The 26,847-nt window shown below is 66.5% G+C and carries 23 protein-coding genes; 12 read left to right on the top strand and 11 right to left on the bottom strand.

The window, feature by feature from the left end:
- The first annotated feature begins 2 nt into the window (after positions 1-2).
- Positions 3-671, top strand: coding sequence for a VWA domain-containing protein (locus AC1DDG_RS03685; protein ID WP_476874974.1), 669 nt, complete (start codon positions 3-5; stop codon positions 669-671).
- Positions 672-767: 96 nt separating this feature from the next.
- On the opposite strand, the gene AC1DDG_RS03680 is transcribed toward AC1DDG_RS03685, so the two are convergent.
- The 3 genes from AC1DDG_RS03680 to AC1DDG_RS03670 form a co-directional block, all read right to left on the bottom strand.
- A complete protein-coding gene (locus AC1DDG_RS03680) occupies positions 768-2,189 on the bottom strand; it encodes a class II fumarate hydratase (RefSeq protein ID WP_230117169.1) in 1,422 nt (473 codons plus the stop codon).
- A gap of 87 nt (positions 2,190-2,276) precedes the next feature.
- Positions 2,277-2,891, bottom strand: coding sequence for a carbonic anhydrase (locus AC1DDG_RS03675; protein WP_230117170.1), 615 nt, complete (start codon positions 2,889-2,891; stop codon positions 2,277-2,279).
- 10 nt (positions 2,892-2,901) lie between these two features.
- Complete coding sequence (locus AC1DDG_RS03670; protein ID WP_230117192.1) at positions 2,902-3,597, bottom strand: DUF4245 domain-containing protein; 696 nt, start codon at positions 3,595-3,597, stop codon at positions 2,902-2,904.
- Between the two features lie 193 nt (positions 3,598-3,790).
- Here AC1DDG_RS03670 and glpX point away from each other — a divergent pair, with 193 nt between their 5' ends.
- Positions 3,791-4,813 (top strand): class II fructose-bisphosphatase, encoded by a 1,023-nt coding sequence (gene glpX / locus AC1DDG_RS03665; protein ID WP_230117193.1) that lies wholly within the window; start codon positions 3,791-3,793, stop codon positions 4,811-4,813.
- A gap of 24 nt (positions 4,814-4,837) precedes the next feature.
- Here glpX and AC1DDG_RS03660 read toward each other — a convergent pair whose 3' ends face one another.
- From AC1DDG_RS03660 to AC1DDG_RS03640, 5 genes are read right to left on the bottom strand one after another with little or no spacing between them, the layout of a single operon-like run.
- Positions 4,838-5,797 (bottom strand): lipid II:glycine glycyltransferase FemX, encoded by a 960-nt coding sequence (locus AC1DDG_RS03660; protein WP_230117171.1) that lies wholly within the window; start codon positions 5,795-5,797, stop codon positions 4,838-4,840.
- A 5-nt stretch (positions 5,798-5,802) separates the two neighbouring features.
- Positions 5,803-7,053, bottom strand: a complete 1,251-nt coding sequence (gene manA, locus AC1DDG_RS03655; protein WP_230117172.1) for a mannose-6-phosphate isomerase, class I — start codon at positions 7,051-7,053, stop codon at positions 5,803-5,805.
- Positions 7,054-7,088: 35 nt separating this feature from the next.
- On the bottom strand, positions 7,089-8,723 hold the full coding sequence (locus AC1DDG_RS03650) for an LCP family protein (RefSeq protein WP_230117173.1): 1,635 nt from the start codon (positions 8,721-8,723) through the stop codon (positions 7,089-7,091).
- Between the two features lie 9 nt (positions 8,724-8,732).
- Positions 8,733-9,320, bottom strand: coding sequence for a 5-(carboxyamino)imidazole ribonucleotide mutase (gene purE, locus AC1DDG_RS03645; RefSeq protein ID WP_230117174.1), 588 nt, complete (start codon positions 9,318-9,320; stop codon positions 8,733-8,735).
- Positions 9,317-10,465, bottom strand: a complete 1,149-nt coding sequence (locus AC1DDG_RS03640) for a 5-(carboxyamino)imidazole ribonucleotide synthase (RefSeq protein WP_230117194.1) — start codon at positions 10,463-10,465, stop codon at positions 9,317-9,319. Before AC1DDG_RS03640 ends, purE begins: the two co-directional genes overlap by 4 nt.
- Positions 10,466-10,709: 244 nt before the next feature.
- On the opposite strand from AC1DDG_RS03640, the gene AC1DDG_RS03635 reads away from it, so the two are divergent.
- Entirely contained in the window at positions 10,710-11,276 is a 567-nt protein-coding gene (locus AC1DDG_RS03635; protein WP_230117175.1) for a GtrA family protein, read from the top strand.
- Between the two features lie 48 nt (positions 11,277-11,324).
- On the opposite strand, the gene AC1DDG_RS03630 is transcribed toward AC1DDG_RS03635, so the two are convergent.
- Positions 11,325-12,023 carry a TIGR03089 family protein gene (locus AC1DDG_RS03630; RefSeq protein ID WP_230117176.1) on the bottom strand — a complete coding sequence of 233 codons (699 nt, stop codon included), beginning with the start codon at positions 12,021-12,023 and terminating at the stop codon, positions 11,325-11,327.
- 410 nt (positions 12,024-12,433) lie between these two features.
- Here AC1DDG_RS03630 and AC1DDG_RS03625 point away from each other — a divergent pair, with 410 nt between their 5' ends.
- From AC1DDG_RS03625 to AC1DDG_RS03615, 3 genes are read left to right on the top strand one after another with little or no spacing between them, the layout of a single operon-like run.
- Positions 12,434-12,976: a WhiB family transcriptional regulator gene (locus AC1DDG_RS03625; protein WP_230117177.1), complete on the top strand. Its 543-nt coding sequence runs from the start codon at positions 12,434-12,436 to the stop codon at positions 12,974-12,976.
- Positions 12,977-13,005: 29 nt separating this feature from the next.
- The gene (locus AC1DDG_RS03620) at positions 13,006-16,371 is read left to right on the top strand and encodes a glycosyltransferase family 2 protein (protein ID WP_230117178.1); all 3,366 of its coding nucleotides are present in this window, start codon (positions 13,006-13,008) and stop codon (positions 16,369-16,371) included.
- Positions 16,364-18,145 carry a DUF5719 family protein gene (locus tag AC1DDG_RS03615; RefSeq protein ID WP_230117179.1) on the top strand — a complete coding sequence of 594 codons (1,782 nt, stop codon included), beginning with the start codon at positions 16,364-16,366 and terminating at the stop codon, positions 18,143-18,145. The genes AC1DDG_RS03620 and AC1DDG_RS03615 overlap by 8 nt, the downstream gene beginning before the upstream one ends.
- Positions 18,146-18,184: 39 nt before the next feature.
- Here AC1DDG_RS03615 and AC1DDG_RS03610 read toward each other — a convergent pair whose 3' ends face one another.
- A complete protein-coding gene (locus AC1DDG_RS03610; RefSeq protein ID WP_230117180.1) occupies positions 18,185-18,697 on the bottom strand; it encodes a metallopeptidase family protein in 513 nt (170 codons plus the stop codon).
- Between the two features lie 120 nt (positions 18,698-18,817).
- Here AC1DDG_RS03610 and AC1DDG_RS03605 point away from each other — a divergent pair, with 120 nt between their 5' ends.
- From AC1DDG_RS03605 to AC1DDG_RS03585, 5 genes are all read left to right on the top strand, one after another.
- Positions 18,818-19,207: a DUF3499 domain-containing protein gene (locus tag AC1DDG_RS03605; RefSeq protein ID WP_253073894.1), complete on the top strand. Its 390-nt coding sequence runs from the start codon at positions 18,818-18,820 to the stop codon at positions 19,205-19,207.
- A gap of 76 nt (positions 19,208-19,283) precedes the next feature.
- Positions 19,284-19,595, top strand: a complete 312-nt coding sequence (locus tag AC1DDG_RS03600; protein WP_476874973.1) for a Trm112 family protein — start codon at positions 19,284-19,286, stop codon at positions 19,593-19,595.
- Between the two features lie 53 nt (positions 19,596-19,648).
- The gene (ahcY, locus tag AC1DDG_RS03595) at positions 19,649-21,136 is read left to right on the top strand and encodes an adenosylhomocysteinase (RefSeq protein WP_476874972.1); all 1,488 of its coding nucleotides are present in this window, start codon (positions 19,649-19,651) and stop codon (positions 21,134-21,136) included.
- A gap of 207 nt (positions 21,137-21,343) precedes the next feature.
- A complete protein-coding gene (locus AC1DDG_RS03590) occupies positions 21,344-22,576 on the top strand; it encodes a L,D-transpeptidase (protein WP_230119856.1) in 1,233 nt (410 codons plus the stop codon).
- A 175-nt stretch (positions 22,577-22,751) separates the two neighbouring features.
- Positions 22,752-24,002: a TIGR01906 family membrane protein gene (locus tag AC1DDG_RS03585; protein ID WP_476874971.1), complete on the top strand. Its 1,251-nt coding sequence runs from the start codon at positions 22,752-22,754 to the stop codon at positions 24,000-24,002.
- 53 nt (positions 24,003-24,055) lie between these two features.
- Here the strand turns inward: AC1DDG_RS03585 and AC1DDG_RS03580 are convergent, their stop codons facing one another.
- A complete protein-coding gene (locus AC1DDG_RS03580; protein ID WP_230119854.1) occupies positions 24,056-25,759 on the bottom strand; it encodes a dolichyl-phosphate-mannose--protein mannosyltransferase in 1,704 nt (567 codons plus the stop codon).
- Between the two features lie 201 nt (positions 25,760-25,960).
- On the opposite strand from AC1DDG_RS03580, the gene rsmI reads away from it, so the two are divergent.
- Positions 25,961-26,806 carry a 16S rRNA (cytidine(1402)-2'-O)-methyltransferase gene (rsmI, locus tag AC1DDG_RS03575; RefSeq protein ID WP_476875024.1) on the top strand — a complete coding sequence of 282 codons (846 nt, stop codon included), beginning with the start codon at positions 25,961-25,963 and terminating at the stop codon, positions 26,804-26,806.
- Positions 26,807-26,847: the final 41 nt, after the last annotated feature.

Raw genomic sequence — 26,847 nt, 5'->3', positions numbered from 1 at the left:
GCATGACAGACGCAGGGCTTACACACGTTTACGTGCTCCTGGACCGTTCGGGATCCATGAGTGCCATCGCTGACGACACCGTGGGCGGGTTCTCGGCCTTCATCACGGACCAGAAGTCAGTTGCAGGCCGGTGCCGGCTGTCCCTCGCCCAGTTCGACGACACCTACGAGCGGGTGTACGAATCTGTGGATATCCAGGATGTCCCGCCGCTTGTTCTTCAGCCCAGGGGATCCACTGCCCTGCACGATGCCATGGTGCGCCTGATCGGTGAAGCCGGGGCGGAGCTTGCGGCAATGCCGGCACACGAGCGTCCGGGGACTGTGCTGGTGGCTGTCCTGACCGACGGCCATGAGAACGCCTCCCGGGAAGCGAACGGAGCCATGGTCAAGGGCCTTGTGGAACGGCAGCAGATGCAGTGGGGATGGCAGTTTACCTACCTCGGCGCGAACCAGGATGCCGTTCTGACGGCCCAGGGCCTGGGGATCAGGGCCGAGGACGCGCTGACCTATGCAGCTGGAAATGTGGACGCCGCCTTCAGCGTCCAGTCTGCCAAGACGCGCAGGCTGCGGGAAGCACGGGTCTCCGGAGCCACGCTGGAGCAGGCAGCTGCCGCGGCGGCCTACACTCCGGAGGAGCGGCGGGCGGCAGGAGGGCCGGGGGCAGCCGCATAGCCGGACTGCGCGGGGGCCGGGGGAGAACGACGCCGGCCGGCACCTTCCACTGGAAGGCACCGGCCGGCGTCGGATGCGTGGTTCTGGTAGCGGAGACTATGCCTTGTGCGGCGGGCGGGTCATGGACATGACGTCCAGGGCGGTGTCGAGCTGCTCTTCCGTCAGCTCGCCACGCTCCAGGAAGCCCATGGCTACAACGGTCTCGCGGATGGTCAGTCCCTCGGCGACGGCCTTCTTGGCGATCTTCGCTGCGTTCTCGTAGCCGATGTACTTGTTCAGCGGAGTAACGATGGACGGCGATGCCTCGGCGAGGAAGCGGGCCCGGTCGACGTTGGCGGTAATGCCGTCGATCATCTTGTCGGCCATGACGCGGCTGGTGTTGGCCAGAAGGCGGACAGATTCGAGCAGGTTCGCGGCCATGACGGGGATGCCCACGTTCAGTTCGAAGGCGCCGTTCGTTCCCGACCAGGCGATGGCCGTGTCGTTTCCGATCACCTGCGCGCACACCATGATGGAGGCTTCACAGATGACGGGATTGACCTTGCCCGGCATGATCGACGAACCCGGCTGGAGGTCCGGAATGGCGATTTCGCCGAGTCCGGTGTTGGGGCCGGAGCCCATCCAGCGCAGGTCATTGTTGATCTTCATGAAGGAGATGGCAATGTTGCGCAGCTGGCTGGAGGCTTCGATGAGGCCGTCACGGTTGGCCTGTGCCTCGAAGTGGTCGCGGGCCTCGGTCAGCGGCAGGCCGGTGTCGGTGGCGAGCAGTTCAATGACGCGCTCCGGGAAGCCAGCCGGCGTGTTGATGCCAGTGCCCACGGCGGTGCCGCCGAGCGGGACTTCGGCAACCCGGGGGAGGGAGGCATTGATGCGCTCGATGCCGTAACGGACCTGTGCGGCGTAGCCGCCGAATTCCTGGCCCAAGGTGACCGGAGTGGCATCCATGAGGTGCGTGCGGCCGGACTTGACCACGTCCTTGAACTCCACGGCCTTGCGCTCCAGCGACTCGGCGAGGTAGCCGAGGGCGGGAATGAGGTCGTTGATCAGGGCCGAGGTGGCGGCCACGTGCACCGACGTGGGGAACACGTCGTTGGAGGACTGCGAGGCGTTGACGTGGTCGTTGGGGTGGACCACCTTGTCGCTGCCGGCAGCCTTGAGGGCCCTGGAGGCAAGCTCGGCAATAACCTCGTTGGTGTTCATGTTCGAGGACGTGCCGGAGCCGGTCTGGAAAACGTCGATGGGGAAGTCGCCGTCGTACTTGCCCGCGGCCACCTCATCGGCAGCTTCGGCGATCGCCTTGGCCAGCTCGCCGTCGAGCACGCCCAGTTCTGCGTTGGCCTGGGCAGCGGCCTTCTTTACCCGCGCCAGAGCCTCGATGTGGGCACGTTCAAGGGTTTTGCCGGAGATCGGGAAGTTCTCGACTGCACGTTGCGTCTGCGCGCGGTACAGGGCGTTCACGGGGACGCGGACTTCGCCCATCGTGTCATGTTCAATGCGGAACTCTTCAGTGGAAGTCATGGGGCTAGCTTAGGGCGATCAGGGGCCGCACCGAAAACCGTGAACTGCTTGCTACGGGCCTGCTGACCGGGCGCTCCCGGCGGGGTTTTAGAGCTCGCCGATTCCGGAAACAAGGTCCGCGCGGCCCTCCGCGAGGCTGTAAGAGAGGCCGATGACCGCCGCCCGCCCCGTTTCGATTGCGTCGGAAATCACACGGGAGCTGTCCACGAGCCGCTGCGAGGTCTGCTTGACGTGTTCCACCACCATGTCGTTGACCTCGGTTTCGCCATTGCGCAGGGACGTCAGGACGGACGGCGTGATGCGCTCGACGAGGTCCCGCATGAAGCCCACGGGCATCTGGCCGGTTTCCACGGCCGACTTCGTGGCACTGACCGCGCCGCAGCTGTCATGGCCCAGCACCACGATCAAGGGCACGCTCAGCACGCTGATGCTGTATTCAAGCGATCCGAGCACGGCGTCATCAATGACCTCGCCGGCGGTGCGCACCACGAAGGCGTCGCCGAGGCCCAGATCGAAGATGATTTCTGCCGCGAGCCGGGAATCGGAGCACCCGAAGATCACCGCGAAGGGGTGCTGGTTTTCCACCAGGGAGGACCGCCGCGAGGCGTCCTGGTTAGGGTGCGAGGATTCACCGTTAACAAAGCGCTCGTTGCCTTCGCGCAGACGGCGCCAGGCCAGGGCGGGAGTCAGGTAGGTTGCCACGGCCCCTACCTTACGGCTTGGGGCTCGGTGACGGTGAAACTGTGACAACCGGGTTACTGTCGAGGGACTTTACGACGGCGGCGGCCAGTACCGAAAACTCGTCCAGTTGCGCACTCCCACTGAGGACAACGGTGGTCCCCCGGTGGTTCAGCACCATACTCCGCTCACCCTTGCCGGTGTCCCGCAGTTCCCATTCCTGCCCGCCGGCATTCCGGTTTCCGGTCACTGGGGCATTCTTCGTCTGCTGCAGGAGCCAGGTCGGGTTGGCCTTCCGCGTCTGGACCAGCCCGATGAACGCTTCTTTCGGGGTGAGGTATCCAACCTCCCAGGTGGGGACGCCTGTTCCGGTGCCGGCTTCCCAGCGGGCGTAATTTGGCTTGAATGTGTCGCCCGTTTCTGGGGCGACGGGTGTGAATCCCGCCACATCCACCGCGTGTGTGGCGACCGCGCTCACATCGATGTTGGGGCGGTAGCCGTCAGTCTTGGGTGACGGGTTCATGAGGACGATCGGCAGGAAGGCGGCGATGCTGACCACCAGCGCGACAATCATTCCGATGACGGACGCATTGGCCCGCTTGGCCGCGGCGGCGGGGATTACCGGCTTGACCGCCTGGGTAGCCGGAGCCGGGGAAGAGCCGTGGCCGGCTGCCGGGCTGGTGGGGGCGGACTGGTCCTGCGTTTCACTCACCCCTCTATAGTCGCCCATGCGGGCGCCGAACTCACATTCCCCGTGCCCGGCGGTGAGGAGTAACACGTGTTTCGCGTGGTGGTCATCCCATGACCTGGGACGCATAGCCCGACTATGATCAGTAGCAGAGGAATCACCGCAGAAGCCTCCTTCGGCACTGCGGGTCCAATGATCGCCACTCGAAGAAGAGGTTCACGTGTCACCAGCGTCAATGACCCAGAAGTATTCCACGCTTTCCCCGTCGCTCGCCGTCGGGATCGACGAGCCGGACCGCAACCTCGCACTTGAGCTTGTCCGCGTCACCGAAGCCGCCGCGATCGCCGGCGGCCACTGGGTTGGATTCGGCGACAAGAACAAGGCAGACGGCGCGGCCGTCGACGCCATGCGTTCCTTCCTCCAGACCGTCCACTTCAACGGCGTTGTGGTCATCGGTGAGGGCGAAAAAGACGAAGCTCCCATGCTTTTCAACGGTGAGCGGGTTGGGGACGGCACAGGCCCAGAGTGCGACGTCGCCGTCGACCCCATCGACGGTACGCGGCTGACCGCCCTCGGCATCAACAATGCACTGGCCGTCCTGGCCGTCGCCGAACGCGGCTCCATGTTCGATCCCTCCGCCGTGTTCTACATGGAGAAGCTCGTCACCGGTCCCGAGGCCGCCGACATGGTGGATCTGCGTTTACCCGTCAAGCAGAACCTGCACCTGATCGCCAAGGCCAAGGGCGTCAAGGTCAACCAGCTCAACGTCATGATCCTCGACCGTGACCGCCACCGTCCGCTGGTGGAGGAAATCCGCGAGGCCGGCGCGCGCACCAAATTCATCATGGACGGCGACGTCGCCGGCGCCATCGCAGCTGCCCGTTCCGGAACCGGCGTTGACGCGCTCATGGGCATCGGCGGAACGCCGGAAGGCATTGTTGCCGCCTGCGCCATCAAATCGCTCGGCGGCGTCATCCAGGGCAGGCTGTGGCCCACCAGCGACGACGAAAAGCAGAAGGCCATCGACGCCGGCCACGACCTTGAGCGGGTGCTGTCCACGAACGACCTCGTCTCCAGCGACAACTGCTACTTCGCTGCCACGGGCATCACCGACGGCGACCTCCTCAAGGGTGTGCGCTACTCCAAAGACAAGGTCCTGACGCAGTCGATCGTCATGCGCTCCAAGTCCGGCACGATCCGCTTCGTGGACGGCGAGCACCAGGCCAGCAAGTGGGAAGGCTACGCCCGCAAGAGCTAGTCCACCGACTCCATAGCGCGAAGCCTAAGTGTTCGTCCGCGCGAGGGTTTTGCGGAGTCTTTCGCGGAGCTTGCGGGCCACCTGGTAAGCCGCGTAGCGGGGCTTGTTGACGGGCAGGTCCCACGTTCCCGGGTAGGCGATTTCCCGGCCCCCGAAGGACTTCTTGAAGGCGGTGAAGCCGGCCCACTTGTGATCCGGCTGGTCAGCCGGCGCCACGCCCCAGAGGTCCACGTGCTTGAGGCCCTTGTCCTTGGCATCGGCCATCAGCGTGACCAGGAGCGGAATGCCGGCGCTGAGCTTGCGGTGGGTGTCGTCCATGGCAGCGTGGGCGTAGGTGCGCGTGTCTGCGGAATCATAGGCCAGCGCCGCCGCAATGGGGCCGCCGTGCAATTCGGCGACGAACAGGGTGGCCGCCCCGGCAGGCATCAGCGACGCCGCGACCCGGGTCAGGTACTCGTCGCTTTGCGGTTTGAAGCCATTGCGCCTGGCCGTCATGTGCAGGAAGTTCAGCAGGATGCGGATGTCGTCGGGATCCTGCGAGGCGTGGAACGTCACACCCTTCTTGTGGATGTTCCGGTAGAGGTTCCGGTTGACGGGCTTCATATCGGCCAGCACGTCCTTGAAGTCCCTGTCCAGATCCACGATCCAGCTCAGCTCGGGCTGCTGGTTGACGGGCGCAGGCTGCAGCCCGCGGCTCTTCAGTGCACCTGCGGCGGTCCCCGGTTCCAGGCCAGCCGTCACCGGCTCGATCCGGACGAAAACGGCACCGCAGGATTTCGCCACGTCCACGAGCTCAGCCAGCGCGGCGTCAAACGCGTCGACGGACTCAGCCACGGGACCATAGGGCGCATACAGCACTTTCCCGGACGGGTTTTTCTCCTCAACGGCCAGGAAGCTCCAGCCCTCGCCGGACCGCCGGTGAACCGTACGGCCGAGGGACCGCTGGAAGTCGGCCCACGCCTGGCTCTGCAGGAAGTATTCCACGGCGGTCAGGCTTTCATCGACGTGGTCACGGCGAAGGCCACGGCGGTGTCCGCGGCGCCCGAAACGGGGTGGACGTTGACAGGGGCGTGGGCTGCCGGAAGGAAGGCACTCGCGCCGCGGTTCAGCCGAAGGTCGCCCTTCGGCGAGTCCAGATAGACGGAGCCGGCAGTGACGATGATCACCGCGGCCCCCGATTGCGCCAGTGGCACCGGGCTTCCGTCCGGGAGCAGCTCGATCCTTTGGAGCTGGAATTCCCGGAAGGGCGGCTGGTACAGCTCCTGGCCGAGTTCTGAGACTTCGGCGCGGAGCATGGGCACACCCACCGACTCGAACGCGATGGTCTTCAGCAGCTCCGGTACATCGACGAACTTCGGCGTCAGGCCCCCGCGCAGCACGTTGTCCGAGGAGGCCATGACCTCCACACCCAGGCCGTGGAGGTAGGCATGCACATTGCCGGCGGGGAGGTACACGGCCTCGCCAGGCTCCAGCGAGAGCCGGTTGAGCAGCAGGGAAATCAGCACGCCGGGATCGCCCGGGTATTCGCTGTTCAGGCTCAGCACCGTGGACAGTTCCGGCTGGTACGGCGCCATGGGCGCGCCGGAGGTCAGCGCCGCGACGACCCTTAAGGTCGCCTCCGTGACGCCATCACCGCCCGCGATCAGCCGCTCGAACGCCGACCGGAGCGCCGCACGCTCCTCGGGCTGCGACAGGTCATCGATGACCTCGGTCAGGATTTCCGGAACGCCTGATCCGGAGAGCTCCAAGCACCCCGCCAGGTGAAGGAAAACGTCCCGGGACTTGGCCGGCTCGCGGAATCCGCACAGCGCGTCGAACGGCGTCAGCGCGAAGATCATCTCCGGTTTGTGGTTGTCATCCCTGTAATTCCGGTTGGCCGCGCCGGCGGGGACGCCGTCGGCATTCTCGCGGGCAAAACCGGCTCTGGCCTGCGCAAGGCTGGGGTGGACCTGCAACGAAAGGGGCTTTGCTGCGGCGAGCACCTTGGCGAGGAACGGGAGCCGGGGCCCGAATTCCGCCACCGAGGCGTCGCCCAGGAAATGAGCGGGGTCCTCGGCGATAAGTTCATTCAGGGCCACGGCCGTGCCGTCGGGCCTGCTGGCCAGGGAAGGTGAGTCCGGGTGCGCGCCGATCCACAGCTCCGCTTCCGGGCCGCCCGACTCCGGCCTGCCCAGCAGGCCGGCGATCGCCGTCGTAGATCCCCAGGCGTAAGGCCTGAGGACGTTATCGATTTCGTACACAGCCGGGTGTCCTTCTTTCTTGAAGCAGGTGTTTGTCACAAGGGTGCGCATTGGCCGTTGGTGGCCACGAGATCGCGGATAGCCTGCTCGTTTCCCTCGCGCTTGAGCTGGTTCAGCATCTTTTCGGTGATGGGCTCACCTTCCGGCGTGGTGGTCACCGGAGTGAAGTCCGACGACGACGGCGACGACGGCGACGGTTTGGTGACCGGTACGGCCGGTCCGGCTGCCGTCAGCCCGCTGCCGCCAACTGCGTATTGCAGCTGCAGCGCGTCGTCGGGCGCCGCGGCAGGTGACGGCTCTGAGCTCTGGTCGCTGAGCAGCTTCTTGACCCGCTGATGGATAACGTCAAAGTCTGGCACGGTGGAGAAGGATGCGGCAAAGTCCGGCGGCCCAATGGTGAGGCGGCTAACGTCCTTGCCTTTGGCTTTCATGGCAAGATCCACAAAACTGCCCAGCTGGCTTGAGGAAATGTTGGATTCCACCACCTTGGTTCCGGCGTTGGCGATGTCCTCGAACTTCGAGAGGAGGGTCGCAGGATCCAGCTGTTTGAGCATGGCCTGCTGGACGCACTGCTGCCGCTGGATCCGCGCGTAGTCGTCGACGAACTCCCGGGATCGCCCGTACCACAGCGCATGGAAGCCATCCAGCTTCTGGTCGCCGGCCGGAATCCAACCCAGCGGCATGCCGTGGATGCCGTTGGCCTCATCGATCATGTCGCCGCTGATCGGCACCCAGCCGCCGGCCTTGATCCTGATTCCGCCCATCGCATCAATGAGTTTCGCGAAGCCGTCCATGTCCACGAGCACGTAGGCCTGAACGGTGATGCCAAGGGTCCCCGATACCGCTTCCAAGGTGGCCTGGGCACCAGGGTCGGCAACGTCCGGATAAAGATCCTTGTACTTGTTGGTGACCTCGGTATTGATGGCGTTGATAAGGCATTCATCGCCGCAGTTGTAGCCCTCGGGGTAGATCTTCAGCATGGGGGAGCCCTCGCTGAACCGGGCGTTCTGCAGGTTGCGGGGGACCGAGATGATGGCCGTCTTGCCGGTCGTGGCATCAACGCTGAGGACAGACAGGCTGTCGGGGCGACGGCCCGTGCGGTCCGCGCCCGCGTCGCCGCCCATCATCAGGAAGTTGTAGCGGCCGTCCACGGGGTCGATGGCCGGGCCGTTGGCGTTGAAAATGCTGCCGATGGCGTTGCGGCTGACGTTGAGCAGGTACGCCGCGTAGCCGAGGGAGCCGCTGCTGGCAACCATTGCGAGAGCCAGCGCGACGCCGACCACGGGCCTCATGCGCGGCCGCAACAGCACGGGCCGGATCAGCCGCAGGGTGTTGATGAACAGCACCGCCCAGCCCACCGCCAGGGCGGTCAGGACCAGGACGATCAGCAGGGATGCCACGGGATTGGTGACAATGTTGATGAGCAGTGTCCGGTTGGTGAACAGCAACACCAGGGCGAGGATGACCAGTGCCCACACAGTCAGCGTGACCCGCAGGGCAATGCGGCCCAGCTTGCGGTCCCCGGCGGCGATCTGGGCGCTCCCCGGAACGAACAGGGTGAGGAGGATCAGCAGAAAGGCGCGCTTGGTACGGACGGGCGCAGGCGCGCTCGCCGGATGCCGGACGGGGTCCGTCAGGAGCCCCTGGGATGGCAGATCAGTGTTGGACATGAGAGTTCCTTAACGGCTGCCCCGGAGAACCACGTTTCCTTCGGAGAAGACTTCATTGACCTTCTGCCGGAGGTTGGCGCCTTTCCGGCTGGCCACGTCATTGAGTTCCTGTGCGAAGTCCAGAAGATCGGTGCGGAGGCGGACGGCGAGATCGTCCGTTCCCGAGGCCAGCATCCGCACGGCGAGCAGGCCCGCGTTCCGGGCACCGGCGATGGAGACGGTGGCGACCGGTACGCCCGCCGGCATCTGCACGATGGACAGCAGCGAATCCATGCCGTCCAGGGTCTTGAGCGGGACCGGAACCCCGATGACGGGTAGCGGCGTGACCGAGGCGAGCATCCCCGGAAGGTGGGCGGCGCCGCCGGCTCCTGCAATGATGACGCGAAGACCGCGCTCATGCGCCGTCTGGCCGTACCGGATCATCTCGGTGGGCATGCGGTGGGCCGAGACGACGTCGGCCTCGAAGGCGATGCCGAACTCCGCAAGGGCGTCGGCGGCGGCCTCCATGACGGGCCAGTCCGAATCCGACCCCATGACGAGGCCGACCAGTGGGGACGGGCTGTCCGTTCCGGGCGTGGCGGCGGGTTCGGGGCTCATGCGTTCTCCTCGGTGTTGCCTGGTCCCGCGTCGGCAGGCAGCCTGCCGTCACGGATGATGTTTGCCACGGTGGTGGCCCGTTGCCTCAGGGACTGCACATCCGCCACGGAGGCGCCCACGAGATTGACGTGGCCGATTTTCCGGCCTGGCCGCACCGATTTCCCGTAGCAGTGGACTTTCGCGGCGGGTTCCGCGGCCAGCGCTACTGGATAGGCGGAAAACAGGTCCTGGTTCTCGCCGCCCAGGAAGTTCTTCATCACCACGACCGTGCCGAGCATGTCGGTGGCTCCCAGCGGCAGGTTCAGGACTGCGCGGAGGTGCTGCTCAAACTGGCTCGTGACGGAGCCGTCCTGCGTCCAGTGGCCGGTGTTGTGCGGGCGCATGGCAAGTTCGTTGATGAGGAACCCGGCCCCGGACCCCGGTGTTTCGAAGAGCTCCACGGCCATGACGCCGGTGACGCCCAGTTCATTGGCGATCCGCAAGGCCGCATCTTCGGCGGCCGCGGCGACCTCGAGGGGGATGCCCTGCGCCGGAGCGATCACTTCGTCGCACACGCCGTCAACCTGGATGGTGTGGACCACGGGCCAGGCCCGGGATGCGCCGTCCGGCGTGCGCGCCACAAGCGCAGAGAGCTCACGGCTGAACTCCACCTTGGCTTCCGCCAGCAGAGGGCTCATGGCCTCGAACCAGTCGGCGCTGTCCGCAGCCTCTTGGGGCGATCCGACGATCCGCACGCCCTTGCCGTCATAGCCGCCCCGGGGCGTCTTGAGCACCACGGGCCACCCGGTCTCGTCGCCGAAGCGGACCAGGGCGTCCACGTTGTCCACGGACGCCCATGCCGGGTTCGGCAGTTCGAGGCGGTCGATGGCGCCGCGCATCACAAGCTTGTCCTGGGCATTGATCAGTGCGTCCGGGCCGGGCTGGACGTTCACTCCCGCCGCAATGAGGGCGTGCAGGTGGTCAGCCGGCACGTGCTCGTGGTCGAAGGTCATGACGTCAAGGCCCTCGGAGAACTCCAGCAGGGCAGCCAGATCCTTGTAGTCGCCGACGGGCGCGTTGGGCACGGCCGATACTGCGGAGACGTCTTCACCTTCGGCGAGGACGCGGAGTTCGAAGCCTAATGCTGTGGCGGCGGGGGCCATCATGCGCGCAAGCTGGCCGCCGCCAACCACGCCGATTACTGGAAAAGTCACAAGTCTCAGCCTACAGAAAAGGAACGGGGTTACCGGCTTTCATGGCAGTGAAGCCCGGGAAAGTCCCGAAATTCTACGGCGGGACAGGGCAAGGGGGAGCCGCTGGCTGCAGCCTGGTTGGGGCCGCTCCCAGCAATCCGGGCTAAAATGGGACTTTGGCCCATCGGCCCCACTATTCATACGGCCACGGAGGGTCATGATTAACACACTTGCAGAGCGCATCCGGGGACTAGCCTCGCTTTTCTGGCGCGAGGTGGCGAAATTCGGTGCCGTCGGCGGTGTGGCGTTCGTCATTGACAACGGCCTGACCTTCTACCTGATGCACGGTCCCATGACGGACAGCGAGGCCAAAGCCCGGTTCGTGGGTGCCACCGTTGCCACAATCTTTTCCTGGATTGCCAACCGCCTGTGGACTTTCCGCCACCGCCGCCAGGCCAATGTCCTCCGGGAATTCCTGATGTTCATCCTCATTAACGGCATCGGCATCGGCATCTCCACCGGCTTTACTGCCTTGGCCAAGTATTCGATGGGTGTCACCGACAAGAACATGCTGTTCGCGGCCGGTGTGGTCGGAATCCTGGTGGCAACAGTGGTCCGGTTCTTCGCCTACAGGTTCCTTGTGTTCAACCAGGAGCTGGACCAGGAGCCGGAGTTCTCGCACGACCACGAGCTCATCGAAGGCCACCACCATGCCAACCATCCGGCTGCGGGGCAGCCCGAGCCGGCGGCAGAGGATCCGGAAGTCTCCGCCCGGCAGGATTAAGCAGCGGGGGATTAGACGGCGCCGGACCAGACGGCCGGCGCTTTTCCCTCAGTCCCCGTGGACCCGTTCCGCGGCGAGCAGTTTGTCAGTGAGTTCCACGTCCCCGTGCACCAGCACCACTGAACCGTCGTTCTTCCATGCACCGAGCGCGTTGGCCAGGGCCGCCTCCAGCCCGTCGCTTGCGCGGACGAGCAGTCTGGTGCCGGACTCGTGGCCGGCCGCGAAACTGTCCAGTAGTTCCGCGTGGCGCACGGCCGCCCCGCTCGAGCTCCGGACTGCCGGATGCCCCGGATCGGGGTCGTTGTGCGCCATGAAGACGTCACCGTGCGACCGGACCTCCGCCGCGTAGTCGATCACACCGGAGGGCAAATCACCGGGCCACCTCATTGCCAGGGCGGGAAGCGGCACAGCAACCACGGCGTCGAACCCTTCTCCGGCCTGTGCCGGATCGTCAGTTGCGAGCAGGTCCGCGCCGTTGTCGTCCAGAACGACCTCCATCCCCAGCTGCCAAGCGGCGAGGGCCCAGATGATGGATTTCCAGTGCGCCGGGAGGTCCAGCCGGAGACGCATGCCGGGTTCGGCGTCGAGGTCGTCCTGCAGCAGGTTGCTCGTCTTGGCCACCCAGTTATCCAGAACGCGGCCGGAGAGTTCCACGCGTTCCGCGTCCGGGCCGTACCAGGTCAGGCGGGGTGACGTTGAGTGGCCCGAGCGCAGGGCCGTCATCAGATCAGTGGCCGGGATATTCATGGCTTCATCTTGCCACGCACGTCGCCCGTGTCCACCGGGTGCCCGGTGCTTTCCGGGCACCACCGAAGACGTCAGGTTCAAGGCGATCTATGATCTGCGACACATAAGACTTTCTAACGTCATTTGCGTTAACCCGTATTCATCTCCCGTTTTCCGCGGAATTGCGCAGATTTTATGCCAGGTAGTAAGCTTGCTGTCAAATTTCAGGCGTGTCGGCCATGGACTGCGGAAAAAATTCCCGGGCGTGGCGCGGCACCTGATCGGGTCCGGAGTTGATTATTATTCCTCGCGGCTTGACTCCCCCTAGTTACACGCGTGTAATTAGTTATCGAAAGCCACCGCGAAGTCTCGGGCACACAAACCTAGTGCCCTGAGTGTCCGGCAGGCTGCACAATTCAGGAGGGGACGCCATGGGGCAAGAGCGTATCCATGAAGATGCCGTTGTGGCCGGCCAGGCCACGGCAAAATACCGTTCACGCGGCGTGCCAAGCGATTGGTACGTAGATCCGGCTGATCCGGACGCCGCCGAGCGGTATAACCTGGACACCGCCTCGTCCCTGCAGGACCAGGCCACCGCCTTCCTTGCGGCGCACGAGGCGCTGCTGGGTGGAAGCCCGGAGCAGGATGAGGATCTCAACGATCCGCCCATGGAGCTCCGGAACCCCGGCGCCGGCACGCTCGCACAGCCCGTGTGGATCGGTCTGCCCCTTCAGCAGGACTTCGACGACGAAGGCGAGCTCGGCTGGCAGACGGATGCGCTGTGCGCGCAGACTGATCCTGAAGCGTTTTTTCCGGAGAAGGGCGGCTCCACGAGGGACGCGAAGAAGGTTTGCGGCGCCTGCAACGTGCGGTCGCAGTGCCTTGAATACGCTTTGGCGAATGATGAGCGTTTCGGTATTTGGGGAGGCCTCTCCGAGCGTGAGCGCCGTCGGCTGAGGAAGCGGGCAGTCTAATTCTTCAGGAAGTACACGTCACTGCCGTTGTGGTTGCCCACAACGGCAGTGCCTATCTCCCCAGGACCCTGGCGGCACTGGCAGGTCAGACCCGGCCGGCAGATCTGGCCATCGGCGTTGATACCGGTTCGCAGGACAATTCGGCTGCCCTCCTTGAACGGGCGCTCGGCGCCCCCAACGTCACCGGCATCAGTGCGGGCAAGACGGGAATGGGCGTCGCCGTCACGGCCGGGCTGGCCGCCCTGGCGCCGTGGAACGCGGAAGCCCCGGATGCGGCCTCAGAATGGATCTGGCTGCTGCACGACGACGCCGCACCCGCCCCCGAGGCGCTGGCCGAGCTGCTCCACGCCGTGGAGCGTGCGCCGTCAGTCACCGTGGCCGGCTGTAAGCAGCTGGACTGGGACGCAAAACGCAGGCTGATCGACGTCGGCCTTTCCACGAGCCGTTGGGCCGAACGCCTCACCCTGATCGAGGCCGATGAGCTCGACCAGGGCCAATACGACGGCCGTTCTGACACTTTCGCCGTCAACTCTGCCGGCATGCTGGTCCGGCGCGACGTCTGGGAGCTCCTGAAGGGGTTTGATCCCGCCCTGCCCGGTACCGGCGACGACGTCGACTTCTGCTGGCGTAACCGCCTTGCCGGTCACCGGGTGGTAGTGGTTCCGAGCGCGAAAATGTTCCACGTGTCGCACCGCCCCCACGCTCTGGGCAATGCCTCGGCTGCGCGCCGGGCGCAGGTTCATCTCCGGCTCAAGCACGCCCCGCTGTGGCTGGTTCCCGTGCATGCGGTGGCCGCACTCCTCGGCAGCATCTTCAAACTGGTCTTCAGTATCGCGGTCAAGGACCCAGGGCACGGTTTCTCCCAGCTCGTGGCCACGGCCGCCGCGCTGGGCCGTCCGGCAGCTGTTTTCCGCGGCCGCCGGAATGCCGCACGCACGCGCCGTGTCCCGCGGTCTCTGGTGAACAAACTGCAGACGGAACGGCGCGAGGTGTGGAGCCACCGGCGCTCCCTCATGGAGGCGTTTGGCGCTGACGACGCACAGGCTGAGGGAAACGTAGCCGATTCGCTGGCGGAGCAGCCCACCGGCGACTCGACCGACGACTTCGCCGCACTCTCCACCAACGAACGGGGCTGGATAGGCAACGGGGCCCTCGCCGCCGTCATCCTCGCCAGCGCCGCGTCCTTTGCAGGTTTGGCAGGGCTCTTCCGGGCCGACGCCGTGGCCGGCGGCGCCCTGCTGCCGGTTTCATCCCGGCTCGAAGACATCTGGCACCGGGCATCCGGCTGGTGGATCGGGCTGGGGGCCGGGCTGCCCGGCCACGGCGACCCGTTCGGCTACGTCCTCTGGGTTTTGGGCGTGCTGGGCGGCGGCAACGCCAACGGCGCCATCGTCTGGCTGCTCCTGCTGGCCATGCCACTGTCCGGGCTCACTGCCTGGTTCGCCGCCGGCGCCCTGACCTCACTCCGCAGGTTCCGGCTGGCGGCCGCCTTGGTATGGGCAGGCGCCCCGGCCCTACAGATTGCACTGAACCAGGGGCGCATCGGGGCCCTCCTCGCTCACCTCATGCTGCCGCTGCTTGTCCTCGCGCTGCTGCGAGCCACGGGGACGGCCCTTGGACGCGGCCGCTTTTCCCTGCCCGCCCCAACCGACCGGCGTTTCATGGAGAAGCCTCCGCTGAAGCCGGGCATCAACGGGACGCCGTCGTGGACGGCGGCGGCAGCGGCCGGACTTTCCCTGGCGGTAGTTACCGCTGCGGCGCCGTCCCTGCTGGTGCCGGCCGTCGTCGTCATTGTCCTTGCGGGCTTCCTGCTGCGGGGGAGGGGTCGTACCCTGTGGTGGGCTCTCCTGCCCAGCGCCGCGCTCTTCATACCCTTTGCCCTGTCCACGCTGGACCGTCCCCGCGCCCTCCTTGCGGATCCCGGACTTCCGCTGGGCTTCGATGCTGCTCCGCTCTGGCAGCAGGTTCTTGGCCAGCCGCTGAGCTTTGAGGCAGCGGACGGGCTGTCAGGGCTTGGACTTTTCGCGGATGGCCCCGTGCCGTGGGCCCTGTTGCTCGCCCTCCTGGTCGGGGCTCCCGTGCTGGCGCTGGCCGTGGCCGCACTGGTTATTCCGTCCCGGCGCACCCGCGTTGCCCGCGCCCTGTGGGTGGCTGCCCTGATCGTGCTGGCGGGCGGCTGGCTGTCCGCCCACGTGGCCACGGGCGCCACCGCGGAGGCACTCGTGGCGCCGTTCCCCGGTCCGGCGGTCTCGGCCGCCATGTTCGCCTTCCTGGGCGCTGCGCTCATCGGCGGGGAAGGGCTCTTCTCCGTCTCTGCGCATTCCAGTCCAGCCGCGGGCTTCACGGCCGGCCAGGCTGCTCAAGGCCGCGGAAGACGCGCAGTCCTGGCGCGTTCCGCAACCGCACTGGCCATGGTTCTCCTGCTGGCCGGACCGCTGGCCGGACTCGCCGCGTGGACAGCCCAGAACGTGCTCCAGCCTGCGGCCACGGCCACGGCCGCGGGCGTGGCGGAGACGCCCGGCCTGGGAACTCCCCGGAGGGTGGATGCTGCCGATCCGCGGACGCTGCCGGCCACGGCGATTGACCGGGGCGAGGGGCCGGAGCAGACACGTACATTGCTGATCAGCATCGGCGAGGACGAAAGCTACGACGCCTCGCTCATGCGGGGCGGAGGCACCACCCTCGATGGCCTGTCCGCCATCGCGTCGGCCCGCAACATCCGGGGCAACCCGGGCGAAGAATCGGTCCGCGATGATGACGAGGTGACCGCCGCGCTGCGCACCACCGTGGCCACAGTGGTTGCCGGCCACGGAGTGGATCCGCGGCCCGAACTCGAACAACTCGGTGTGGGATTCGTGGTCCTGCGGTCTGCCGACACCGCAGCCCAGCTGACAGCGAGCCGCATGGACGCCGTTCCCGGCCTCGTGGCTGTGGGCCCGACGGACTCCGGCTGGCTGTGGCGGGTAAGTCCGCTGAACCAGGCCGTCCTGCAGCCAGCCGACGTTGCACACCGCGTGCGCGTCGTTGACGGCAAGGGCGCCACCACCAACCTTCTTCCGTCCGGGCTGACCGGCGTGGACACGGCCGTGCCGAAGGGGCCGGAAGGCAGGCTGCTGGTCCTCGCCGAACGCGCGGATCCCGGCTGGACCGCCTGGCTCGACGGGCGGAAACTGACCTCCACAACATCCGGCTGGTCGCAGGCCTTTACGCTGCCCCCGCAAGCCGGTCACGTGACGGTCCGCTACGACAACCCCTGGGCGCTCTGGGCGGGTATCATCCAGGCCGGGGTGATCGGCCTGACCGTCCTGCTGGCGCTGCCCATGCCGGCCCGGCGCCCCCACACCGGCCTGTCCAGGGACGAAGGCTCCCTGCGTAAGGAAAACCAGAATGCTTAACACAGAGAACGACGGCGGCACACCGGCAGCGCCGGCACCTGCACCTGAGTTCACAGAAGGTTCCGTAGCCCGAACCGGGGAGAGGCCCGCGCCGGCGAAAAAGGGCGAACCCAAACCGGCGAAGGGCGGGCCCCAGCAAGCGAAAAAGGGCGGGCCCAAACAAGCGAAAAAGGGCGGTCCCAAACAAGCGAAAAAGGGCGGCCGGCCCGCCCGCCGGGGAATGGTGGCCGGCTTGCTGTCGGCGGCAGCGATTGTTGCGGCCGGGGGCGGCATGGTGGCGGCAGCCTCGCTTGCGCCGCAGCCTGCAGGCAACCGGCAGCTGGAAGTTCCACTGGCGTCCGTTCCGGCCGGAAGCAGCCAGGACGTTTGCCCCGGCCCGGCGAAGCTGCTCGAGGGGACGCCTGTGGGTACCGACCCGCAGTTCAGGCCCGAGTCCGCTACGGCAAGGAGCAGTGTATCCGCGGCGGTTGTCGGTGCGGCGGGGGCACTGCTCCCGGGCAGCAGACTGTCGGCACTGGATGGCTCCGAGCTGGTGCGGATCGCGAAAGACCCCGGCTCCGCAACGGCTCCCGCCGGAGCCTCGGCGCAGCTTGCCGGAACCATCGCCCAGCGGAGCGTGAAGGACGTCAGTGTCCTGAGCGCCGACGCCCTGGGCAACCGGCAGGCAGCTGCCGCCGGAGTGATGAGCTACTCGGCAACGGACGGCGATCTCCAGGGGCTGGCCGCCGCCGCGTGCCAGGCGCCGCTGAATGACCTTTGGCTGGCAGGCGCCAATACGGCGGTGGGTCGCAGCAGCGTCCTCCATCTCACCAACGCGTCAACGACTCCGGCCACGGTCAGCCTGGAACTCTACGGCAAGGACGGGCAGATCAAGGCTCCCGGCAGCCGCGGGCTCCTGGTCGCACCGGGAACCACGCGGTCCATTGTGCTCGCCGGCCTCGCTCCCGGCCAGGAGCGGCTGAGCATCCACGCCCGCAGCACCGGCGGCCCCGTGAGCGCCTTCATCCAGCAGAGTGTGTTGCGGGGGCTGACGCCTGGCGGGGTCGATTTCATAGCTCCGGGTGCGGCACCCTCATCCCTCCAGGTCATGACGGGAATCGACATCCAGGATCCTGGCGGACTGGAATCGCTCACGAAGTCCCGTGGCTTCGGCGACGCCGCACCGTCCCTGCAGATCACGGTGCCGGGACCCGTGGACGCCGTGGTTGAAGTCAAGCTCTTCGGCCGCGGCGGACAGAAAGCGCTGCCTGGCGGCGGAGTTGTCACCGCCAAGGCAGGCACCGTGACTGAGGTCCCGCTGGCCGGCGTTCCGGCGGGGCAGTACACGGTCTCCGCGAGTTCGGATGTGGCCATCGCGGCCGCGGCGCGCGTCAGCCGCGGGCTGAAGACCGCCCAGACGTTGGATTTCGCGTGGGCTCCGTCAACCGGCAGGCTCGGCAGTCAGCACATAGTCCCGGTTCCCGGTGGCGGCGAGCGGTTCCTGGTCTTCGGTGCGCTGGAAGACCGCGCCACCATCTCCTACACACCCATTACGGCCGACGGTAAAGTCCGTCCGGCGGCTACCGCGGATATCGCCGGCGGAACCACCACGTCCCTGACGGTGCCGGACCGGATTGGGAAGTCGCCGGTCGTCGCCTACGTGGTTTCGGCAGCCGGCGGTGCAGCCTACGGCACCGTGCTCCTCGAACAGGAAGACAGGAACGACGTCGCCACTGTCGCCATAACGCCAGGTGCAGAGGGCCAGGAAAAGGTGCCGGTCAAGCTGGGATACTAGTCGGAACGGGGCCGGGCCGCGTGCCTGCGCCGTTAAGGGTCAGTAGCGCCGCCGGTAGACGGGGTCCAGGGTTTCCGGCGCCACACCCAGCATTTCGGCGGTGTGTTCCACCACGACATCGTGCACCAGGTCCTGCAGCTCCTCCCGGACCGGGCACCCCTGCTCGACAACCCGGCGGTACAGCGTGATGACCGGCCCTTCGTCCTCCGTGGCGGGCGTGTAGCAGCCCATCGGAGCGGGCGAACCGTCGGCCACCAGCTGCTCCAGGTTCGGCGGGATTTCGTCGACCGCAAACCGCACGCCGTCGAGCGTCTTTCCCCAGATGTCGTGGAGCCGCTGGGCGGAGTCCATGACGAGTTCGTCGAACCGGTCAGAGCGCGTCCGGTAGGCGGGAAGCGTGGGCAGCAACAGCTCGCCGCGAAGTCCCCGTCCATGGCGGTTGCGCCTCCGCCGCGCAAAGCTCCGCCCGGCGGCCGGGCCGGCGGCTTCCTTGGGAGCCCCGGGGTCAGCCAACCGGACCGTAAAACCCGAATCATGGTGCGATGACTGCATATACCGACTCTAAACCCGCCGGATGATTTGCGCGACATAATCCACGCCGGGCGGCACGGCCGTGGCGCGTCCGCCGTCAATGTCGGAATTCGCGCCGCACCCGGAGTAGTCTGTGATGTCGTGGGTGCTATCCGTCAATGTTCCAGGTCAGCCTGCCGCCAGTCCGCGGTGGCCACTTTGACGTACGTATACGCGGATTCCACGGCGGTCCTTGGACCGCTTGCCACCTACGCCGAGCCGCACTGTTACGACCTCTGCGCGCAGCACGCGGGTTCACTGACCGTTCCGCGGGGCTGGGAAGTCCTGCGCCTTGCCATGCCGTCCCAGCCGCCGCAGCCCGGGCCCGACGACCTGCTTGCCCTGGCCGACGCCGTGCGTGAGGCGGCATCCCGGCCGGCTGCCTCCGGAACCTCGCAGGGGCAGCGCGGCGCCCATTCCGCGCTCGAGGCGCCCGCCGGGGCGGAGGGCGTGCGCCGCGGCCACCTCCGCATACTGCGCGAACCGTCCTGAACCGCAACTGGCGGTAGGCTGGAAGCTGCAAATCCGTCAGCCACAGCGCGCCTTCGCCCAGCAGGGAGCATCAACCATGCCAAAGATCAGTCCCGAACTGTTGTCCGTCCTGCGGTGCCCGGTCACAGGCTCGGCCCTGACGCAGGAGGGCGAGGAACTCGTGTCGACGGCGGCGGCAGAGGGCGGCGAAAAGCTGCGCTACGCCATCGAGGACGGCATTCCGCTGCTTCTTCCCCCGGAACTGCTCGCCGCGGCGAACGCCGCCCGGTCAGACCAGCATGACGGCCCCGCCCCCAGCCCCGAAACCGCCAGCCCCGAAACCGCCAGCCCCGAAACTGCCAGCCCCGAAACTGCCGGCCTCAAGACTCCGGCCGCGCCCCCAGCCTGAAACTCCAGCCCGCACCGCAGAAGGCAAGACGCCGGATACAGCAAAGGACTCCCATGACTCTCGATTACAAGGTTGCCGACATCTCCCTGGCAGAGGCCGGCCGCCACCAGATCCGCCTCGCCGAGCACGAAATGCCGGGGCTCATGTCGCTCCGCAGGGAATTCGGGCCGAGCCAGCCGCTGAAGGGTGCGCGGATCGCCGGCTCGCTCCACATGACCGTTCAGACCGCCGTCCTCATCGAGACCCTCACCGCACTCGGGGCAGAGGTCCGCTGGGCATCCTGCAACATCTTCTCCACCCAGGACGAGGCCGCCGCCGCCGTAGTCGTGGGCACGGGGACCGTCGAAGCCCCCCAGGGTGTTCCGGTCTTTGCCTGGAAGGGCGAAACCCTTGAGGAATACTGGTGGACGGCCGAGCAGATCCTCACCTGGCCGGGCGCCGACACGAACCCCGAGCTGGGTCCGAACATGATTCTCGACGACGGCGGCGACGCCACGCTGCTGGTGCACCGCGGCGTCGAGTTCGAGGCAGCCGGCGCCGTTCCGGCCGCCGCAGCGAACGACCCCGAGGAATACGCCATCGTCCTGGATGTCCTGCGCAGGACCCTTGCCGAGGACCCGAAGAAGTGGACCCGGCTCGCCGCCGGCATCCACGGCGTCAGCGAGGAGACCACCACTGGCGTGCACCGTCTCTACCAGCTGGCGGAACAGGGCAAGCTGCTCTTCCCGGCCATCAACGTCAACGACTCCGTGACCAAGAGCAAGTTCGACAACAAGTACGGCATCCGCCACTCCCTGCCGGACGGCCTCAATAGGGCCACCGACGTCCTCATCGGTGGCAAGGTCGCCGTCGTCTGCGGTTATGGCGACGTCGGCAAGGGCGCCGCCGAGGCGCTCCGCGGCCAGGGAGCCCGGGTGATCGTCACCGAGATCGACCCCATCTGCGCTTTGCAGGCCGCCATGGACGGCTACCAGGTGGCCAAGCTCGAGTCCGTCCTGGCTCAGGGAGACATTTTCATCACCACCACGGGCAACAAAGACGTCATCATGGCCGAACACATGATCGGAATGAAGAACAAGGCCATTGTTGGCAACATCGGCCACTTCGACAACGAGATCGACATGGCCGGCCTCGGCCGGGTGCCCGGAATCAAAAAAGTTGAGATCAAGCCGCAGGTCCACGAGTGGGTGTTCGAAGGCGACGCCCCGGCAGGTTCCGATGCCAGGTCCATCATCGTCCTTTCAGAAGGCCGGCTCCTGAACCTGGGCAATGCCACAGGCCACCCGTCGTTTGTCATGAGCAACTCGTTCGCCAACCAGACGATCGCCCAGATTGAGCTGTTCACCAAGAAGGACCAGCCTGAGGGGGAGCGGGAGTACGCAAACAAGGTTTACGTCCTGCCGAAGATCCTTGACGAGAAGGTGGCACGACTGCACCTCTATGCCCTGGGCGTCGAACTGACGGAACTGTCCAAGGACCAGGCGGACTACCTCGACGTGGACGTGGCCGGCCCGTTCAAGCCGGAGCACTACCGGTACTGAGACTCGAACCGGTTCTGATTGCCCGGTCGTTCTGATTGCTGGACCTTCGTGCCGGGAGCCCTGAGCGGGCCTCCCGGCACGAAGGCCTGCCGCGCCGCCCGGACGGGCGCGGCCCTCCTGTGCGATAAAATTGACTGGTCAGCGTTTCTGCTGGGCACAGGGATGGACGCCGATTGGCGGCCCGGCGGGGGACATGGAGAACCAGTCATGACGGAAAAGAGCACCCGTAAGATCGGCAAGATCCTCGCGGTCGCTGCGATTTGCGCTGCTGTCGCGGCCGGCGGAATCGGCGTCGCCACCGCGCCAGGGTGGGCCAACCCCGCGCCGGAATCCGAGGCCTCCACCCCGGTCCGCAACGAGCCGGGCCTCGCTGCCCCTGTGGTCAAGGCCGTGGAACTTGGTGTGACCCCCACCGACGGCGCGAAGAGCGTCAATCCCGCCGTGGCACCCTCAGTCAAAGCCGTAAACGGCAAGGTCAAGGACGTTGTCCTGGCCGCGACGGCGGGAGGCGCGCCGGTCAAAGGAAGCGTGAGCGCCGATGGCACCACCTGGACCACCCTGGATCCCCTCCAGTTCAACACGGCGTACAGCTACAGCTTCACGATCGTTGACCAGGCGGGCCGGGAGACCAGGAAGGCGCAGACGTTCACCACCGTCGAAAGCGCCAACGAGGCGGATGCCGCCGTGTACCCGGAGAACGGCACCACCGTCGGATCGGGGCAGCCCATCGACATCGTCTTCAGCGAGCCAGTTGCCAACAAGGCGGCCGTGGAGAAGGCCGTCAAGATCACTGTTTCGTCCAAGCAGCCCGTGGCCTGGCACTGGTACTCGGACCAGCGCGTGCGCATCCGCCCCGAAAAGTTCTGGGCGTCCAACAGCCGGGTCGCCCTGGACATGAAGCTCTTCGGCGTTGATTTCGGCAACCACATGATTGGCAACTTCAATGCCAAAGTGCAGTTCAAGGTGGGACCCCAGAGGCTGGCCGTGGTGGACGACAACACGAAAACCATGAAGGTGTACTTCGACGGGAAGCTCGTGAAGACAGCTCCCGTCACCCTGGGCGGTTCCGACTGGCTGTCACCTTCCGGCTTCGCGGTGATCATGGAGCAGGAACGCCGCTCCAAGTTCAACGCCGGGAGCATCGGCCTCAAACCCGGCGACAAAGGCTACTACCCGCCCCTCACCGTGGAGTACGCCAACAGGCTCACATCCTCCGGGGTGTACGTCCACCAGGCCCTCGAATCTGCGTGGGGTTACGTGGGAGTGTCCAACGTGTCGCACGGCTGCGTGGGCCTGCTGCCCGCAGACGCCGTGTGGTTCTTCAACAACATGAAGACAGGGGACGTGGTCCAGGTACTCAACACCGGCGCGGCACCCGTTGAACCGCTCGAGGGTTACGGGGACTGGAACATTCCCTGGGCGCAGTACTCCAAGCGCTAGCCGACGGCATCCGCCGCCAGGCAGCCTCGCGGGTTATAACGAAATAGCGGCATGATTCCGGCTGCGCGGGTGTCACCTCGCCGTGCCGGAGTGCCTGACGGTAGGCTCTTCAGGAGATACACAGCGTTGCCTGGTCTCGACCCGGAGCGCGGACGCCTACGGAAGTGAAGCTGCAGTGAACGACAATACTCCGACCCCGTCCGGACGGCTCGATCCGCAGCTGGATCCGCAGCCGGGAGCCGACGATCCTGCGATTGATCCTGCCAACGATTCAGACGAGCCGGCGTTCGAATGGATGACGGCTGCCCCGTCGTCCCGGCCGGCCGAAGGGCGCGGCCTCTCGGACCGCGGGAATGAAACCCGCAACGACGCAGTCCCCGCGAACGCAGCCATGGACGACGCAGCCACCGAAGGCAGCAGCCGCCGTGAAGACCAGGCGCGGGACGAACCAGCCCAGCCAGGCAGCAGGGCCGACCGCAAAGCAGCCGAGGCTGCCGCTGCGGACAATGCCACGGCTGAGGCGCCGGACACCGCCCCACCAGCATCCGGGCCCGCCTCAGGCGCCCACTTCAGCGAACCGCTGCCAACCTCGGCCCTCCAGATCCGCCCTCCGCGCGAAGACGTGGAGCGGCGCAACGCGGAGCGCGAGCAGGCGGCGAACGCCAAGCCGGTGCTGCCGCGCGTCATGCAGGTCCTGCTGGCTGTTTTCTACCCCGTGATCCTCCTGGTCCTTGCCGTGCGCGCAGTGACAAGTCCTCTCTTTCTCTGGGCGGAGTACCACCGCCCGGGCTTTCCGGGCGACGGCTATGGCTTCAATTCCGACGACCGCATGACCTACGGATCCTACGCCGTGGATTACCTGAGTAACTGGTCGGGGCCCCGGTACCTGGGCGAGCTGGTGAACCGCAGCGGGGAGAAGCTCTTCAAGGACGGCGAAGTCAGCCACATGGCCGACGTCAAGCTCGTCATCCTATCGGCGTTCGGCGCCGGAGCGCTCCTGGCGCTGGTCAGCATCGCAGCCATCATTTACCTTCGCCGCCGCAGCACGGGCGGGGTTCGGCGCGGCCTGTTCGCCGGTTCCATCGTCACGCTGGCGATCATCATCGGCCTCGGCGTGCTGGCCGTGCTGGGGTGGGAACAGTTCTTCACCGAATTCCACCGGATTTTCTTCGCCAACGGTACCTGGACGTTTGCCTTGGAGGACACGCTTATCCGGCTGTTCCCCGGACAGTTCTGGGTCGACGCCGGCATCGTCATCGCGGGGCTTGTCCTGGTCGCTGCGGTGGTTACGCTGATCCTGACGTGGCCCACGCGGCGCCGCCGCGGCCTGCCGAAGGCCGTCAAAAAGTCCCGGAAAAACGATGCCGCGGACCCGGAAACAGACGCCGAAACGCCATCAGGTGAAGACCGGCCAGTTCGACTCTAAGGCTTTCAGCAGCGAGGCCAGTCAGCCGTACAGCTGCTCGAAGCAATCGTGCCTCAGATCCAGGAAGGCATCCACATCCTGATCCGCCAGTCCTGGTACGAGATGATCTCGGCAGTCCACACGGGATAGAAGAAGGCCGAGAGCAGCACCGCCCCGACGACAAACAGGACCACCCCGTAGAGTCCTGACCGCCTGCGCCACAGCGGGTCAGTCCTTCGGCCCAGGACCAGGCCGAGGCAGTACACGAGGGCGAGGATCAGGAACGGCTCGAAGGACACGGCGTAGAAGAAGAACATGGTGCGTTCCGGATACAGGAACCACGGGAGGTAGCCGGACCCCACCGCCGCCAGCACGGCGCCGGCCCGCCAGTCCCTGCGGCCTGCCCACCAGAAGAGCAGTACCGCCAGGGAAACGGTGGCAGCCCACCAGATCAGCGGGTTTCCCACCGAAAGGATGGCCGATGTGCAGTGGGCAATATCGCAGCCGGGGGAGCCTTGCTTGGGGGATTCATAGTAGAACGACGTTGGCCTGCCCATCACCAGCCAGCTCCACGCGCTCGCCTCGTAGGGATGCTCCGAGCTGAGCCCCTGATGGAACTTGTAGGCCTCCAGGTGGTAGTGCGCGAGGGACCGCACGGAGTCCGGGAGCCAGCCCCATTCAGCGCTGGGATTCGTTCTGGCCCATTGCCGGTAGTATGCATCTGTAGACCGGAACCATCCCGTCCAGGTGGCGGCGTAGGTCACCGCGGCCACCGGGACGATGCTGAGGAACGCAAAGAGGCCGTCCTTGATGATTCCCGCGCTGATCCAGCTCCGGATGCCCGCGGTCCGGCGCGCACTCAGGTCCCAGAAGACGGTCAGGAGGCCGAAGCCGGCGATGAAGAAGAGCGCCGACCACTTGGTGCCGACGGCGAGGCCGAGGCAGACACCCGCGAGGACACGCCACCACCGGATACCAAGCCAGGGCCCGCTCAGGAGCTGCAGCCGGGACGGTCTCCCGAAGGGAGAGGCGGCCGCCTGCCGGGCCAGGCGGACCGCCAGCCGGCGGCGGCCGTCGTCGCGGTCCATCAGCAGCGCCCCGAAGGCAGCCAGGATCCAGAACATGAGGAAGATGTCCAGCAGCGATGTGCGTGACATGACCAGGTGGTGGCCGTCGACGGCGAGCAGCAGCCCCGCTGCTGCCCCCAGCACCACGGACCGGAAGAGTTTTTGGGCGATCAGCGCGAGCAGCGCAACGGACAGCGTGCCCGTCAGCGCCGCTGAAAAGCGCCAGCCCAAAGGGTTGTCCGGGCCGAACAGCCACATGCCCGCGGCGATCATCCACTTGCCCACAGGCGGGTGGACCACGTATTCCGGGGTAGTCAGGAGCACCCCCGGGTTGCCCGCGACGAATGAGTCGTTGGCTTTGTCCGGCCAGCTCCGCTCGTAGCCGCTGACCAGGAGCGAGTAGGCGTCCTTGACGTAGTACGTCTCATCGAAGACCAGGCTCCGCGGCATGTCCAGGCGGTCGAACCGCAGGACTCCGCCCACCGCGGCGGTCAGTGCCGGGACCAGCCAGAACCAGAGCCTGAGGGACGGCGGGTAATCGCGCCAGCTGCGGATGCCGCCGATAAGCCGTTGGCTCAGGGCTTCGACGTTAAACGCCTCCGAGGGCCGGCTGATCCAGCCGTGACCCTCGAGGCCGCGGCCCTCGGGTGCGGCGGAAGCCGGTGTACTGGCTGAACCGGCCGCGTCAGGCCGCACGGAGGTCTGCGTCACGTGCCCATGCTACCTTTTGCTGCCTTCTGCCGCCGTGCGTCTTCTGCAGGGGTCATTTTGCCAAGTCGTTCTGCAGGGTCTTCCTTCCGCGGGGACTTGTGCCGCGGGGCCGCTGGCCGGCAGTAGGCTGGACATGTGGACCACGAACCGAGCAAGCCGCAGACCAGCACCTCCGAACCGGCCGCGGACTCGGGGCCGGACATTTCCAGCGACCGTCACGGGCGCATCATCCTGGCGGCCACGCCCATCGGCAACGTGGGCGACGCTTCGGCCAGGCTCATCGAACTGCTGGGCTCCGCCGACATCGTTGCCGCCGAGGACACCCGGCGCCTGCACCGGCTGGTGCAGAGCCTTGACGTCACCGTGAGCGGACGGGTCGTCAGCTACCACGAGCACAACGAGGCCACCAAGACAGCAGAGCTACTGGACCAGGTCCGTTCGGGCAAGACGATTGTCATGGTGACGGACGCCGGCATGCCGGCGGTTTCCGATCCCGGGTTCCGCCTGGTTGAGGGCGCCGTGGCGGCGGGGCTCACGGTCACCGCCGTTCCCGGCCCCTCCGCGGTGCTCACCGCGCTGGCACTCTCCGGCCTCCCCACCGACCGCTTCTGCTTTGAGGGGTTCCTCCCGCGCAAGGCAGGGGAGCGGGCATCGCGGCTGGCGGATCTCGACGCCGAACGCCGCACCATGGTCTTCTTCGAAGCACCCCACCGGCTGGAACCCATGCTCCGGGCGCTGCATGAACGGTTCGGGCCGGACCGTAAAGCAGCCGTGTGCCGCGAGCTGACGAAGACGTATGAGGAAGTCATTCGCGGATCCTTGCGTGAACTGCTCCAGTGGGCGGAGACCAACGAGGTCCGCGGTGAAATCGCCGTGGTTGTGGGTGGCGCGCCGGAGCAGGCTCCGGGAACACCGGAGGATATTGTGGCCGCCGTCAACGAGCTGGTTTCGCAGGGCCTCCGGCTCAAGGACGCCGTGGCCGCCGTGGCCGAGGAGGCTCGAGTCAGCAAGCGGGAGCTTTACGCAGCGGTGCTCGCAGCGCGCTAATTCCAAGGCGGCTTGGGCTGTGCAGGTGCACAGCGGATGGG

Source organism: Arthrobacter sp. 10L430 (assembly GCF_056395245.1).
Note: the sequence above shows the minus strand (reverse complement) of the source record. Positions and strands in the feature narration are given on the sequence as shown.